The sequence below is a fragment of the Citrobacter sp. TBCS-14 genome, assembly GCF_005280805.1.
GTDB classification, from domain to species: domain Bacteria; phylum Pseudomonadota; class Gammaproteobacteria; order Enterobacterales; family Enterobacteriaceae; genus Citrobacter; species Citrobacter gillenii.
Genome location: NZ_SZWM01000164.1, coordinates 149,583 through 164,494 on the forward strand (window position 1 = coordinate 149,583; position 14,912 = coordinate 164,494).

Annotated in this window: 13 protein-coding genes; 8 read left to right on the plus strand and 5 right to left on the minus strand. The window is 54.7% G+C overall.

The window, feature by feature from the left end; all coding sequences use genetic code 11:
• The first annotated feature begins 5 nt into the window (after positions 1–5).
• The 5 genes from sufC (at position 6) to FDX22_RS04460 (ending at position 4,769) form a co-directional block, all read left to right on the plus strand.
• Positions 6–752 carry a Fe-S cluster assembly ATPase SufC gene (gene sufC / locus FDX22_RS04440; protein WP_115258630.1) on the plus strand — a complete coding sequence of 249 codons (747 nt, stop codon included), beginning with the start codon at positions 6–8 and terminating at the stop codon, positions 750–752.
• Positions 727–1,998 carry a Fe-S cluster assembly protein SufD gene (gene sufD / locus FDX22_RS04445; RefSeq protein WP_115258629.1) on the plus strand — a complete coding sequence of 424 codons (1,272 nt, stop codon included), beginning with the start codon at positions 727–729 and terminating at the stop codon, positions 1,996–1,998. The genes sufC and sufD overlap by 26 nt, the downstream gene beginning before the upstream one ends.
• The gene (gene sufS, locus FDX22_RS04450) at positions 1,995–3,215 is read left to right on the plus strand and encodes a cysteine desulfurase SufS (RefSeq protein ID WP_117343024.1); all 1,221 of its coding nucleotides are present in this window, start codon (positions 1,995–1,997) and stop codon (positions 3,213–3,215) included. Before sufD ends, sufS begins: the two co-directional genes overlap by 4 nt.
• A 12-nt stretch (positions 3,216–3,227) precedes the next feature.
• The gene (gene sufE / locus FDX22_RS04455; protein WP_146716770.1) at positions 3,228–3,644 is read left to right on the plus strand and encodes a cysteine desulfuration protein SufE; all 417 of its coding nucleotides are present in this window, start codon (positions 3,228–3,230) and stop codon (positions 3,642–3,644) included.
• A gap of 123 nt (positions 3,645–3,767) precedes the next feature.
• Positions 3,768–4,769, plus strand: a complete 1,002-nt coding sequence (locus tag FDX22_RS04460) for a L,D-transpeptidase family protein (RefSeq protein WP_115258626.1) — start codon at positions 3,768–3,770, stop codon at positions 4,767–4,769.
• A 69-nt stretch (positions 4,770–4,838) separates the two neighbouring features.
• Here the strand turns inward: FDX22_RS04460 and lpp are convergent, their stop codons facing one another.
• Together lpp and pykF are read right to left on the minus strand one after the other, a co-directional pair.
• The gene (gene lpp / locus FDX22_RS04465; protein WP_003029373.1) at positions 4,839–5,075 is read right to left on the minus strand and encodes a murein lipoprotein Lpp; all 237 of its coding nucleotides are present in this window, start codon (positions 5,073–5,075) and stop codon (positions 4,839–4,841) included.
• Between the two features lie 308 nt (positions 5,076–5,383).
• Complete coding sequence (pykF, locus tag FDX22_RS04470; protein WP_096757211.1) at positions 5,384–6,805, minus strand: pyruvate kinase PykF; 1,422 nt, start codon at positions 6,803–6,805, stop codon at positions 5,384–5,386.
• Positions 6,806–7,377: 572 nt separating this feature from the next.
• Here pykF and FDX22_RS04475 point away from each other — a divergent pair.
• Genes FDX22_RS04475 through FDX22_RS04485 form a run of 3 tightly spaced genes read left to right on the plus strand, consistent with a single transcriptional unit; the run spans position 7,378 to position 9,895 of the window.
• Complete coding sequence (locus FDX22_RS04475; RefSeq protein WP_117343025.1) at positions 7,378–8,400, plus strand: methionine ABC transporter ATP-binding protein; 1,023 nt, start codon at positions 7,378–7,380, stop codon at positions 8,398–8,400.
• Positions 8,393–9,061, plus strand: coding sequence for a methionine ABC transporter permease (locus FDX22_RS04480; protein WP_096757209.1), 669 nt, complete (start codon positions 8,393–8,395; stop codon positions 9,059–9,061). The genes FDX22_RS04475 and FDX22_RS04480 overlap by 8 nt, the downstream gene beginning before the upstream one ends.
• Before the next feature lie 21 nt (positions 9,062–9,082).
• Entirely contained in the window at positions 9,083–9,895 is an 813-nt protein-coding gene (locus FDX22_RS04485; RefSeq protein ID WP_096757208.1) for a MetQ/NlpA family ABC transporter substrate-binding protein, read from the plus strand.
• Positions 9,896–9,982: 87 nt separating this feature from the next.
• Here FDX22_RS04485 and ttrA read toward each other — a convergent pair whose 3' ends face one another.
• Genes ttrA through ttrB form a run of 3 tightly spaced genes read right to left on the minus strand, consistent with a single transcriptional unit; the run spans position 9,983 to position 14,804 of the window.
• Positions 9,983–13,054 (minus strand): tetrathionate reductase subunit TtrA, encoded by a 3,072-nt coding sequence (gene ttrA / locus FDX22_RS04490; RefSeq protein WP_146716771.1) that lies wholly within the window; start codon positions 13,052–13,054, stop codon positions 9,983–9,985.
• On the minus strand, positions 13,047–14,069 hold the full coding sequence (gene ttrC / locus FDX22_RS04495; protein ID WP_117343027.1) for a tetrathionate reductase subunit TtrC: 1,023 nt from the start codon (positions 14,067–14,069) through the stop codon (positions 13,047–13,049). The genes ttrA and ttrC overlap by 8 nt, the downstream gene beginning before the upstream one ends.
• The gene (gene ttrB / locus FDX22_RS04500) at positions 14,070–14,804 is read right to left on the minus strand and encodes a tetrathionate reductase subunit TtrB (protein WP_324187050.1); all 735 of its coding nucleotides are present in this window, start codon (positions 14,802–14,804) and stop codon (positions 14,070–14,072) included. It abuts the gene before it with no gap.
• Between the last annotated feature and the right edge of the window lie 108 nt (positions 14,805–14,912).

A 14,912-nucleotide genomic window follows, 5' to 3' on the forward strand; every position in this document is an offset into this window, starting at 1 on the left:
AGCACATGTTAAGCATTAAAGATTTACAGGTCAGCGTCGAAGAGAAGGCGATCCTGCGCGGGCTGAGCCTGGAGGTCCGCCCGGGTGAAGTTCACGCCATTATGGGGCCGAACGGTTCAGGAAAAAGCACGCTGTCGGCAACATTGGCCGGGCGTGATGATTATGCCGTCACCGGGGGAACGGTGGAATTTAACGGTAAAGATTTACTGGAACTGTCGCCGGAAGACCGGGCTGGTGAAGGCATCTTTATGGCGTTTCAATACCCGGTGGAAATTCCCGGCGTCAGCAATCAGTTTTTCCTGCAAACCGCGCTTAATGCAGTGCGCGGTTACCGTGGCGAAGACGCGCTGGATCGATTCGACTTCCAGGATTTGATGGAGGAGAAAATCGCGCTGTTGAAAATGCCGGAGGATTTGCTCACCCGCTCGGTAAACGTCGGTTTCTCCGGCGGTGAGAAAAAACGCAATGATATTTTGCAGATGGCGGTGCTGGAGCCTCAGCTGTGCATTCTCGACGAGTCTGATTCGGGGTTGGATATTGATGCGCTAAAAATTGTCGCTGATGGCGTCAATTCGCTGCGCGACGGCAAGCGTTCATTCATTATTGTCACCCACTATCAGCGCATCCTCGACTATATCAAACCCGATTACGTCCATGTTTTGTATCAGGGACGCATTGTTAAGTCCGGCGATTTCACGCTGGTTAAACAGCTGGAGGAGCAAGGATATGGCTGGCTTAGTGAACAGCAGTAATGTGCTGCAGCAGTGGCATCACTTGTTTGAGTCACAGGGCGAAACCCGCTCGCAGCACGCGCAGCAGCACTTACAGCAGATGCTGCGTCTTGGGCTGCCTACGCGTAAGCATGAAGACTGGAAATACACGCCGCTGGAAGGATTAACCAGTAGCCAGTTTGTTAGTCATCTTGCCGCGATAACCCCGGCGCAGTGCGAGGCGTTAGCCACTGGCATTGATGCTGTGCGTCTGGTGTTTGTCGACGGGCAATTCTGCGAAGCGCTTAGCGACAGCACGGACGGTAGCGGCTTTGACATTACTGTTGACGATGCGCACCTGTCGCTACCGGCACCGATTCAGCCAGAGGTTTTTCTGCATCTGACGGAAAGCCTGTCGCGCAGTGTGACGCATATCAAGGTGAAGCGTAATCAGCGCCCGGCGAAACCGCTACTGTTGATGCACATCACCCAGGGAGTGGCGGGCGATGACGTCAATACCGCGCATTATCGCCACCACCTTGAACTGGCGGAGGGCGCAGAAGCCACCCTCATCGAACATTTTGTCAGCCTCAATGCGCTGAAGCACTTTACCGGCGCGCGCGTTACGATGAACGTGGCGGCCAATGCCCACTTGCAGCATATCAAGCTGGCGTTTGAGAACCCGGTCAGCCATCACTTCGCCCATAACGACATTCAGTTGGGCGCAGATGCTACGGCGGTGAGCCACAGCTTTTTGCTCGGCGACGCGGTGTTGCGCCATAACACCAGCACCCAACTGAACGGCGAAAACACCACGCTGCGGATTAACAGTCTGGCGATGCCGGTGAAAAACGAAGTCTGCGATACCCGCACCTGGCTTGAGCATAACAAAGGCTATTGCAACAGCCGCCAACTGCATAAAACCATCGTCAGCGATAAAGGTCGGGCGGTGTTCAATGGTCTGATCAACGTGGCGCAGCACGCGATTAAAACCGACGGACAGATGACGAACAATAATTTGCTGCTCGGTAAGCTGTCGGAAGTGGACACCAAACCGCAACTGGAAATCTATGCCGATGACGTGAAATGCAGCCACGGCGCGACGGTAGGGCGGATCGACGATGAGCAGATGTTCTATCTGCGCTCGCGTGGGATCGGCCAGCAGGATGCTCAACAGATGATTCTCTATGCGTTTGCCGCTGAGCTGACGGAAGCCCTGAGCGATGAAACGCTTAAACAACAGGTTCTGGCGCGTATAGCCCAACGCCTGCCGGGAGGCGTAGCATGACATTTCCGATTGAAAAAGTGCGGGCTGACTTTCCGGTCCTGACCCGTGAAGTGAACGGCCTGCCGCTGGCGTATCTGGACAGCGCTGCCAGCGCGCAAAAGCCGAATCAGGTGATTGATGCCGAAGCTGAGTTTTACCGCCATGGCTATGCGGCGGTTCACCGTGGTATTCATACCTTAAGCGCCCAGGCGACGGAAAAAATGGAGAATGTGCGTAAGCTGGCGTCGCTGTTTATTAATGCCCGCTCCGCTGAAGAACTGGTATTTGTGCGTGGCACGACCGAGGGCATTAATCTGGTAGCCAACAGTTGGGGCACCAGCAATGTGCGGGCGGGGGATAACATCATCATCAGTGAGATGGAACACCACGCCAACATCGTGCCATGGCAGATGCTGTGTGCCCGCGTGGGTGCTGAGCTGCGTGTCATCCCCCTGAATGCTGATGGCACCTTGCAGTTGGATACTCTGCCAACTCTGTTCGACGAACGCACCCAACTGCTGGCGATTACCCATGTATCCAACGTGCTGGGCACCGAAAACCCGTTAGCAGAGATGATTGCGCTGGCGCATCAGCACGGGGCAAAAGTGCTGGTCGATGGTGCGCAGGCGGTGATGCACCATAAAGTAGACGTGCAGGCGCTGGATTGCGACTTTTATGTCTTCTCCGCCCATAAGCTGTATGGACCCACCGGCATTGGCGTGCTGTATGCCCGTGAGTCGCTGTTGCAGGAGATGCCGCCCTGGGAAGGCGGGGGCTCAATGATAGCAACGGTTAGCCTGAGCCAGGGAACCACCTGGACGAAAGCGCCGTGGCGTTTTGAAGCGGGAACGCCCAATACCGGCGGTATTATCGGCCTGGGCGCTGCCATTGAATATGTGAGTGCGCTGGGTCTGGATAACATCAGCGAGTACGAGCAGTTCATGATGTGCTACGCGCTAGAACAGCTGGCCAGTGTGCCGGATCTGACGTTGTACGGTCCGCAGGCGCGTCTGGGCGTCATCGCGTTTAACCTCGGTAAACACCACGCCTACGACGTGGGTAGTTTTCTTGATAACTACGGTATTGCTGTACGCACCGGGCACCACTGCGCCATGCCGTTGATGGCATATTATAACGTCCCTGCGATGTGCCGGGCCTCGATTGCCATGTACAACACTCAGGAAGAGGTGGATCGACTGGTAACGGGACTTAAACGTATTCATCACTTATTGGGATAACAGGGAGGGGGTATGGCTGCGCTACCGGATAAAGAAAAGTTGTTGCGTAATTTTCTGCGCTGCGCGAACTGGGAAGAGAAGTATCTGTATATCATTGAATTAGGTCAGCGTTTACCAGAATTAAATGCTGATGATCGCTGTGAGAAAAATAGTATTCAGGGCTGTCAGAGTCAGGTATGGATAACAATGCGTCAGAATGCTGACGGAATTATTGAATTACAGGGCGACAGTGATGCGGCAATTGTGAAAGGACTGATTGCTGTGGTATTCATTTTATATGATCGAATGACTGCCGAAGATATTGTGCGTTTTGATGTGCGTCCGTGGTTCGAGAAAATGGCGCTGACGCAACATCTCACGCCATCGCGTTCACAGGGGCTGGAAGCGATGATTCGCGCTATTCGTACGCAAGCGGCAGCTCTTAGCTAAACTGATAAAACACGTTATCCGGCAAACCTTGCAAGATAACGCTGAGCAGATTTATGCAATGACTCGTCGGCCGGATACCGCAGCAGCCGTTATCCGGCAATAACGCCAGGGGGGTGAGTGAGTATGAAACGCGCGTCTATTATTACTCTAATGCTAATTGGCGCTTACAGCGCTATACAGGCCGCCTGGGCGGTCGATTATCCTTTGCCTGCGGCGAACAGTCGTCTTGTCGGGCAGAATCAAACCTACACCGTGCAGGAAGGCGATAAAAATTTGCAGGCAATAGCCCGCCGCTTTGATACCGCCGCGATGCTGATCCTCGAAGCGAATAATACGATCGCCCCGGTACCCAGCCCCGGCACCCTGATTACGATTCCTTCGCAACTGCTGTTACCGGATGCGCCGCGCGAAGGTATTATTGTTAATCTGGCAGAATTGCGTCTGTATTATTTCCCGCCGGGAGAGAATATTGTTCAGGTATTCCCGATTGGCATTGGTTTACAGGGACTGGAGACCCCGGTGATGGAAACTCGGGTGGGACAGAAAATCCCTAACCCTACATGGACCCCAACACCAGGCATCCGTAAGCGTTCTCTGGAGCGCGGCATTACGCTACCCCCTGTAGTGCCCGCCGGGCCCAATAACCCGTTAGGACGCTTTGCGCTGCGTCTGGCGCATGGAAACGGTGAATACCTCATCCACGGTACCAGCGCACCCGACAGTGTAGGCCTGCGCGTCAGTTCTGGCTGTATTCGCATGAACGCGCCGGACATCAAAGCCCTGTTTGCTCAGGTCAGAACCGGCACGCCGGTCAGAGTGATTAATGAGCCGATAAAATACGCCATCGAGCCTAACGGCATGCGTTATGTTGAAGTGCACCGACCATTGTCGCCAGAGGAAGAACAAAACGTACAGACCATGCCGTATGTACTGCCTGCCGGTTTTACCCAGTTTAAAGACAGTAAAGCCGTAGACCTGGGGCTGGTGGATCGGGCGCTGTATCGTCGGGCAGGTTATCCGGTTACCGTTACGGCCGGGCAGGCACCGATTGTGGCTAACGGGCCAGAGGTGAAGTCGGCACAGAATGGATTGCCAGAAGCAGGGGACGTGCGGACGATGCAGTAACAGGGAAGGAGGAATGAAGGGCAAAAAAAATGGCGCACAATGTGCGCCATTTCTATTACACAGATACTATTACTTACGGTATTTAGTAGCTGCGTTGTCCAGACGCTGGTTAGCGCGTGCTGCGTCATCTTTAGCAGCCTGAACGTCGGAACGCATTGCGTTCACGTCGTTGCTCAGCTGGTCAACTTTAGCGTTCAGAGTCTGAACGTCAGAAGACAGCTGATCGATTTTAGCATTGCTGGAGCAACCTGCCAGCAGAGTAGAACCCAGGATTACCGCGCCCAGTACCAGTTTAGTACGATTCATTATTAATACCCTCTAGATTGAGTTAATCTCCATGTAGCGTTACAAGTATTACACAAAGCTTTTTAGGTTGAGAATATTTTTTTGATGCGAATGCACTTATTTTTGATCGTTCGCTCAAAGAAGCATCGAATTGTGCAAAAACGGCTAAAAACCCGAGTGAAAACAGAAAGCTTCCATCGGATTCATCTTAGATAATCTCTAATTAGATAGTGAAATCCGATTTGATTTTTTATTAATAGTAGCTAACGCGGAAATAAAAAAAGCGCCGCAAGGGCGCTTTTTAGGCAAATTAATTCCCGATGGAATTATTACAGCACGTGAACAGATGCCGTGTTGGTGGTGCCGCTCGGTACCAGCGCACCGGAAACCATCACTACAACGTCACCTTTCTGTGCCAGGCCGCGCTCAACTAACTGCAGCGCAACTTCTTTACCCAGACGGTAGAAATCATCAGTAGAAGCGATTTCTTTCACCAGGTGCGGCACCACGCCTTTGCTGAGAACCAGCTGACGCGCAGTCACTTCGTTGGTGGTCAGCGCCAGAATGGTCGCGTTCGGGAAGTATTTACGTACGGCTTTAGCGGATTTACCACCCTGGGTCGCTACGACGATCAGCGGAGCTTCCAGTTTTTCAGCGGTTTCTACAGCACCACGGCAAACGGCTTCGGTAATACGCAGTTTGCGGTTGTCATGGCTGTTGTCCAGACGGCTGGTCATCACGCGGTCGGTACGTTCACAGATGGTTGCCATGATAGAAACGGCTTCCAGCGGGTATTTACCTTTAGCGGATTCACCAGACAGCATGACTGCATCAGTACCGTCGAGGATGGCGTTTGCCACGTCACCGGCTTCAGCACGGGTCGGACGTGGGTTTTTGATCATGGAGTCCAGCATCTGAGTCGCGGTGATGACCACTTTACGTGCGCGTACGCATTTTTCGATCATCATCTTCTGCGCGAAGATAACTTCTTCAACCGGGATTTCTACGCCCAGATCGCCACGTGCAACCATGATGCCGTCAGACGCTTCGAGGATCTCGTCGAAGTTGTTCAGGCCTTCCTGGTTTTCGATTTTGGAGATGATCTGAATGTTTTCGCCGCCGTGCGCTTTCAGGTGCTCACGAATTTCAATGACGTCAGAACGTTTACGGATAAAGGACGCCGCAACGAAGTCAACGCCTTGCTCGCAACCGAAGATCAGGTCCTGTTTGTCTTTTTCAGCCAGTGCTGGCAGCGCGATAGAAACGCCCGGCAGGTTAACGCCTTTGTTTTCGCCCAGGTCGCCGTTGTTCAGCACTTTACAGATAACTTTGTTACCTTCGATTGCGGTAACTTCCATGCCGATCAGACCATCGTCAACCAGCACGGTGTTGCCAACGGACAGGTCATTGGTGAAGCCTTCATAAGTAACAGCAACGATTTCGTTGTTACCTACGACAGATTTGTCGGTGGTGAACGTGAAGGTCTGACCCGCTTTCAGAGAAACGTCGTTACCGCCTTCCAGTTTAATGGTACGGATTTCCGGACCTTTGGTGTCGAGCAGGATGGCCGCTTTCTTGCCGGTCTTGCTCATCACGTTGCGCAAGTTCTTAATGCGCTGACCGTGTTCTGCGTAATCGCCGTGGGAGAAGTTCAGACGCATGACGTTCATGCCCGCGTCCAGCATTTTGGTTAACATCTCTTCGGATTCGGTTTTCGGACCGATGGTGCAAACAATTTTCGTCTTTTTCATGACAGTCTTAGTCTTTAAGTTGAGAAGGATATGGAAATCTGGCTTCCGTCGCGCACGGATGGGAAGCTAAACCTGAGTTACGAAAGTTGTGATGCCTCGCTCTAAGGATAGGTGACATCGAAAGAGCGTGCAGAGGAATGTGTGCTTGCGTTTCAGCCCAACGGGTAGGAGAGTTTTGTAGTCGTTGAGTTTTACAGGTCAATGTGCTGAAACCATTCAAGAGACAATTGGCGCGCATTATACGCTGAAAATTATCTAAAAGGAAAATGGAAACGGTGTTTCAAAAGCGTTCTGTGCAGTTTCACGAAAAAATATTCACGAATTTGTTCATTGCTATGGATAAAGAGGTTGTCCGCAGCGGTGGTCTGTTGCGCAACAACACGAGGTTCTCCATTCCCGGCTCTTGCAAACGACAATAGTGCAAAACAGTTATTCCTTATAGTTATATCAAATTCTTTTTAATTCATATCAAAAGCCCATTTCCCTGATTACACTCGTTTGGACATCCATACTGCTAAACAGCCAAAAGCGTTAGCAGGATAACGATAAGCAGCAGCGGATACCCAAACGACATGATTGTCCTGAAAAATATTTCGAAAGTGTTTACGCCAGGCAGGCTTGCTATTACCGCTGTCGATAACGTCAACCTGACGGTTGAACAGGGGCAGATTTACGGAATTATTGGCTACAGCGGTGCCGGTAAGAGCACCCTGATTCGCCTGCTTAACGGCCTTGAACAGCCAACTTCCGGCAGTGTGACCGTCAATGGTCACAATATCTCCACGGCGCGCGGGGAATCGTTACGCCAGGCACGACTGAAAATCAGCATGGTGTTTCAGCACTTTAATCTGCTGTGGTCGCGGACCGTCAGCGAAAACATTGCCTTCTCAATGCAAATCGCCGGTGTACCAAAAGCAAAAATTAAAGCACGTGTGGCCGAACTGATTACATTGGTCGGGCTGGATGGTCGAGAAAACGCCTGGCCGTCGCAGCTCAGCGGTGGGCAAAAACAGCGTGTCGGGATTGCCCGTGCGCTGGCGAACAACCCGGACGTGCTGTTGTGCGACGAAGCCACCTCCGCGCTGGATCCGCAAACCACCGATCAAATCCTGGATTTGCTGCTCGATATTAACCGGCGTTTCAAATTAACCATTGTGCTGATCACTCATGAGATGCACGTGGTGCGCAAAATTTGCGATCGCGTGGCGGTGATGGAGAACGGCAAAGTGGTTGAAGAGGGCGATGTGCTCAGCGTGTTTAGCCACCCGCAGCAGCCGATCACCCGTCAGTTTGTCCGTCAGGTAAGTCAATATGCCGAGGAAGATGAGTTTAATCCGCAACTGGCAAGCGAACTCGGCGGTGCGGTGATTAAGTTAACGTTTACCGGACAGCGTACCCATCGGCCTGTGGTCGGGGAGCTGACCCTGCGCTACGGCCTGCCGTTTAACATTTTGCACGGCAAGATGACGCAAACCGCCCATGGCGCGTTTGGTCAACTGTGGGTGCACGTGGTGGCCACTGAAGAACAACTCAACAATATTCTGGCCGATCTGCGCCACAGCGACGTTGACGGCGAGGTTATCCAACATGGCTGATTCCCTGTTTCCCCATCTGAAATGGGACCAACTGTTCGCGGCAACTCAGGAAACGCTCTACATGACCGCGCTTTCCGGTGTGGCGACCTTTGTGCTGGGTATTGCGCTCGGACTGGCGCTATTTCTGACCGCGCGTGGCGGCCTGTATCAGAACCGCACGCTGTACAGCGCCATCTCGTTGATCGTGAATATTTTCCGCTCAATCCCGTTCATCATTTTGATCGTGCTGCTGATCCCGGTGACCAAAACGCTGGTTGGCACCATTCTTGGTGCCAACGCCGCGCTACCCGCGCTGATCGTGGGTGCCGCACCGTTCTATGCCCGTCTGGTCGAAATTGCCCTGCGTGAAGTAGATAAAGGCGTTATTGAAGCGAGCCGCTCCATGGGGGCACGTCTGAGTACGCTTATTTTTCGGGTTTTACTGCCGGAATCATCGCCCGCTCTGGTGTCCGGTATCACCGTGACGCTGATTGCCCTGGTTAGCTACAGCGCAATGGCTGGTGTGATTGGTGCCGGTGGTTTAGGGAATTTGGCTTATCTGGAAGGATTCCAGCGCAACCACAGCGACGTTACGCTGGTGGCGACGGTGACCATTCTGGTTATTGTCTTCATCATCCAGTTTTGCGGCGATGTGATCACCTCTCTGTTAGATAAACGCTAATAAAATACGGAAACCATTATCATGAAAAAATCACTGACATTACTCGCCGCCGCCACCTTAAGCGCCCTGAGCTTTGCGTCGTGGGCAGATACGCTGACCGTGGGCGCGTCCAACGTGCCGCACGCTGAGATCCTCGAACAGGCGAAACCGATCCTGGCAAAGCAGGGGATCGAGCTGGAGATTAAACCGTTCCAGGACTACATTCTGCCAAACACCGCGCTGGCGGGGCGTGAGATTGACGCCAACTACTTCCAGCATATTCCGTACCTGAACAGCGTACTGAAGGATCATGCGGGTGATAAGACCTATGATTTCGTCAGCGCCGGGGCGATTCACATTGAGCCGATTGGTATCTATTCTAAAAAGGTAAAGTCGCTGAAGGACCTGCCGGAGGGCGGAAAGATCATCATGCGTGATGCGGTGTCCGAAGAAGGGCGCATTCTGTCGATTTTCGAAAAAGAGGGTGTGATTAAGCTCAAGCCAGGCGTTGATAAAGTCACCGCGCGCATCAGCGACATCGTTGAGAACCCGAAAAAGCTGAAGTTCCTGCCTAACGTTGAAGCGGCACTGTTGCCGCAGATGTATAACAACGATGAAGGCGATGCAGTGGTGATCAACGCCAACTACGCTATCGATGCCGGGCTGGATCCGGTGAAAGATCCGATTGCTGTCGAAAGCGGCGAAAACAACCCGTATGCCAACATCATTACCGTGCATCGCGGCGATGAGAAGAAAAAGGATATTGTGGCGCTGGTTGACGCACTGCACTCAAAAGAAATTCAGGACTGGATCCGCACCAAATATAAAGGCGCGGTGATCCCGGTAAATAACTGATCCACTTTCTGCCGGGTGGCGGCTTCGCCTTACCCGGCCTACAACGTCTGTAGGCCGGGTAAAACGCAGTAGCGTTGCCATCCGGCGCTAGAGTTGCACTCGCTCGATTCTCGCCGGTAGCCCTTGGCGCACAGACGCTCCTGAGACCCAGTCCAGCCAGGTATTGGCCACCTGACGCGTCGGGTCGGCAAAACCCAAATCGTTAATATTAATCCCCGATTTAATCTTTTCATCAAACGCCATCGGCTCTCCGTCAAGCGTATGCTGTGCTGCCCCCATTTCTTTATGTCCGTAGCCATGTTCAATTGCGATAACGCCCGGCATAACGCCGTTGAGCAGGCTGACCTGCGCTTGTGCGTGTCCACCCGGCGTGATGATGCGCACCGTGTCGCCGTGTGACACACCATAACGCGCGCCGTCCTGCGGGTTGAGCGCCACCAGATTCACAGGCTTGAGATGGTGAAGACGTGGGATCACCGCCGAGGCGCTGGACATGGTATTGGACTTAAAGGAGATCATCTTCAGCGGCCATTGCTGCTGCGGAAACAATTCGTCCACCGAACGCCCGTCGGACAGGCGGGAAGGATACCAGGCCGGACAGCCGCTGTAGCGCTCGCCGGTGATCGCATGGCGGTGCGCGGCGACATCCGCGTTCCAGATTTGCAGAGGTTTCTCCCACGCATTACCGACGCGGTTATCGGTGCGGCCACTCTTATCTGGCGCAAAACGACCACCGCGCGAGTAGACAAACGCCACGCGACGAACTTCGTCGGCTTTTAGCGTGTCGGTGATGACCGGCAGGATCCGCGTCACGCCGGTCAGCGAGATATCTTCCGGCGCGGCTTCGGCGACCGGCGCCTTACCCATAAACGCAATGTTGGCGGCCAGGCGCAGGTAGTAATCTTCCGCGCGGTTCAGCGGATAGTGATTGCCCTGCGGATCGGTAATGGCGTTATCGCCAAAGCCCGGCAGCCCGATGCGTTTTGCCACCGCGATGCAAAATGACTCCATGGATGCTGGTTGGCCGTCGGCGGTTTTGCTGGTGGCGGGTGCAACAATCGGCCAGCGGGCGGTGGTGGCCTTGCTCGCCACGCCTGCCCACGGGGCGCTGAATCCCCAGCTTTCGAAGTTGTGGGTATCCGGGACAATATAGTCCGCCAGCGCGGTGGTTTCGTTCATAAAAGCATCAATGGCAATAAATAGCGGCAGACGAGCCGGATCTTTGAGCTTTTCTTCCGCTACGCCACGCAGCCCCGCAATGCCGTAAAACGGGTTGGTCATGTTGGAGATCCAGGCTTTTAGCGGATACGGGTAGCCTTCGAGCGCCGAGACGAGTAATTCGGTCAACTGCCCGGCGACAAACGGATACCACGGGGCTTTTGCCGGGAAGGGCGATTGTCCAGCAGCCACTTTATTACGGTACTCTTCAGAGGATTCATAGGCGGTTTTGCTGCGTGCGATGCTCAGGCCTTTCGGTTTCACCTTTCCGACGAAACTGTCCATATTGTAGCGCGGTCCGTCAGTGGCACCGTTGAATTTACCGCCGCCCACAAAGACGCCGCCTTCGAGGCTGAGGTTGCCAATCAGCGCATTCAGCATCATCACCGCCCAGGCGTTGTAAAATCCGTTGCCTGCCATCATCCCGCCGTGGGTGATCACCGCCGCTTTACGCCCGTGACGGGTAAAGGCGTCCGCCAGCGCGCCTATTTTTGCCTCCGACACGCCGCACTGCTGGCTGTATTGCGCCAGTGACAGCTTTTCGGCAGACTCTTTCAGACGCTGGAATCCGCTTTTGACCGTCACGGTTTGCCCGTCGGCCAGCGTTACTTCGCGGGTCACGAACAGCTGTGCGCGTTGACAGCTGCTGGCTGCTACCATGTCACCGGTCTCGTTAACGACCAGCGGTTCGCCAGGCGCGTCGGTGTTCAGATGGGCGAGCGTGAGATGCTGTCCGGCAAGCGTTGGGATCTCATCGGTAATCACCAGATGCGTGGCGTTGGTCCAGCTTTTTTCTCCGGCCTGTTGCATGGCCTGGACACCAGGGATGGCGAGGTAATCGGCGTTGTAACGCTGCTTTTCGATGATCCAGCGGATCATTCCCATTGCCAGCGCCGAGTCGCTCCCCGGGTGCACAGGCTGCCAGTGACCGCGATCGTCAGCCAGTACCGTGGTTAATGGCAGGGCGGGTGCGACAACGACATACTCGAAATCATTGCGTAAGCGGGCGCTGGCGAGTTGGCGAGCCTGGCGCTTAAACGGGTTGCCGGACTGCGCCGGGGAGGTGCCCATAAATAACGCGAACTCAACGTTATCCCAGTCCGGTTTGACGTGGGTGTTTTTATCCAGATCGCCCATTAGCGCGCCGGAACCGGCCCGATACGCTAGCCCACAATACGCACCGTGCGCGCCGAAGTTTTTACTACCAAAACTGTTCAGTGCGAAACGGCGGATAAACGTATCGCGTCCCTCGTCGCTGGTATTGGTGACCAGCAGTTGATTGGATTTCGGGCCAAAGCCGGGGTGCTTAGCATCTAACGGGGTGATGGGGTCGTGGATGGCCCGCAGGCCGTCAACGTGACCTTCACCAAACAGGTCGCCGCCTTCCACCACCTCTTTGATGAGCTGTTCAAAGCTGATGCGCTGCCATTTACCTTCGCCACGTTTACCGACGCGCTTCATCGGCTCCAGAATTCGCAGCGGGCTGTACAGGCCTTCGAGCAGGGTTGCGCCCCGGGCGCAGGCGGTGGAACGCGCATCAAGACCGCTTTCGCCCGCCAGTTGTTCCATTGCCGTGGCAAACGGAACCGACGAATCAATGTGATGTTCATGCGACAGTGGGTGGTAGGGGTTGCCCGCAATGCGCAGAACTTTCCCCGCTTTGCTGTCGACGCGGACCCGCACACCGCACTGGGTCCAGCAGCCGAAGCACTGGGTCATGGCGATCACCTGCTGCGGATTCTGCTGCCAGCGCGGTTGGGCGTTGGCTTCGGGGATCAGCGCATTGCCGAAGATGCGATCGCGGGTGATTTTCCCCGAGGTGCCATCCAGCAAACCGTCAATCGCGCGCTTTGCCACATCCCGATAACTCAGGCCAAAGGTCACCATCCCGCCAACGGCGAGACCAACTTTAAGCCACTGACGACGGGTTAAATTAGCCATGTTGCATTCTCCTTGCGATCGCGTTGAGGCCTTCATGAACAATAATGAGTAGCGCAACCCACAGGCCAAAGGTGCCTACAATGGCCAGCCAGCCATCTGTGCCGCCGGGCAGGGAGTACGGATTGAATTGCGCGTTAAATTTGGGGATGGTCTGCACCTGAATCAGTATCGTCCAGCGCATCAGCCAGCACAGCGCCATGGCGCTGAAGGCCAGCGTAATGCGCAGCGGTAATGACGATGGGTGACGTAACACCCATCCGCAAAGTGCCAGTGAGACAGCCCACAGCACTACCCAGCCGATGGCGTAGTGCCGTGCAGACGCGGCGACATCCAGCCACTGGCGAATCGCCGACCCGGAAAGCGTATCGCCGCTCACCCACCACGCCATCACAATGGCCAGGGCGATCAACGTGACAATCTGCCCCCATGCCAGTTTGCGCGGTAGTGTGCTGTCGCGGTTTATGCTGGCGATAAGCAGGGCGAAGAAGGTTTGCAGCGCGCTGAGGAACATCGCCAGCGGGAAGGCATAGCTGAACCAGATGGGACGCGCCTGCACGACGGAGACTTCGCGGCCGGTATACACCAATAATCCAATGGCTGAGAGCGCGCTGCCCACAGCTAGCCATTTAGTGACGCTGTAACTTTTATGCGTAAACCGTTTGACCTGCTGCGCCAGAAACCACAGCCCGAGAAACCCGGTGAACAACGGTAAAAACAGTGCCCCCCACGGCATCCATGACCACGGTGTCGGATAGGCATAGAAATGCCAGACGCGCGCGGTCTGGTGCAGATCCGCGGTCAGCGCCAGCGGGGCGGTGATGGCACAGGTCAGGGCGATCAGCAGCGTCAGGTTTTCTAGCTGCGGCTGCGCTTTTTTACGCCAGTGGAGCACGCAGGCGAACAGCGCCGCGCAGGCGGCAATGCCAATGAAAAAGAAATACTGTACCGCCCAGGGCAACCAGCTTATTTCCTGCGGATGGGCCAGCACCTCTTCGATAATCAGTGAATGGGTCATTTAAACCTCCTGCCACAGAGTGGGTTGAGCACGTCCCATCAACGGGGTGACGAAGGCGTCATCTAGCCCCAGATAGAACACGTGAGGCGAGGTGCCGCTTTCCGGTTTCAGGACTTTGATGGTGTCATGGTGTTCGTGCAGCATGCGTGAAATCCGGCTGTGCGGATCGTTGATGTCGCCAATGATGCGCGCGCCGCCCACACAGGACTCCACGCAGGCCGGGAGCAGCCCGGCTTCCAGGCGGTGCACGCAAAATGTGCATTTGTCGGCGGTCTGCGTTTCATGGTTAATAAACCGAGCATCGTATGGGCAGGCTTGCACGCAGTAGGCGCAGCCCACACAGCGCGTATTGTCGACCACTACAATGCCATCTTCGCGCTGAAAGGTGGCCTGCACGGGACAAACGGGCACACAAGGTGGGTTATCGCAATGGTTACACAGGCGCGGCAGCAGCACGTTGGTGACGCTTTGCTGACCCTCAACCTGTACCTGATACTGGTTGACGTTGGTACGAAACGCGCCCTGAGGCGTCTGGTTTTCAATGGCGCAACTGACGGTACAGGCCTGACAGCCGATACACCGCCGCAGATCAATCAACATGGCGTAGCGATGCTGGCGCGACCCCTCGTGGCGTTCTGGCGAGAAGGGAAACTCGGCCTGAGCCAGGGGAACCAGGGATGCGCCTGCGGTCAGAACGCCCAGTTGCTGGAGAAACTGCCGTTTACTGCTGTCCATATTTTCTCCCGTCACAATGCAACAACGAAACATTGGTCACGCCGTTGGTTTGCGTGTGATGAATAAAGAATCTTGATGATTTACAGTGTAAAAATCGTGGCGGGGGTA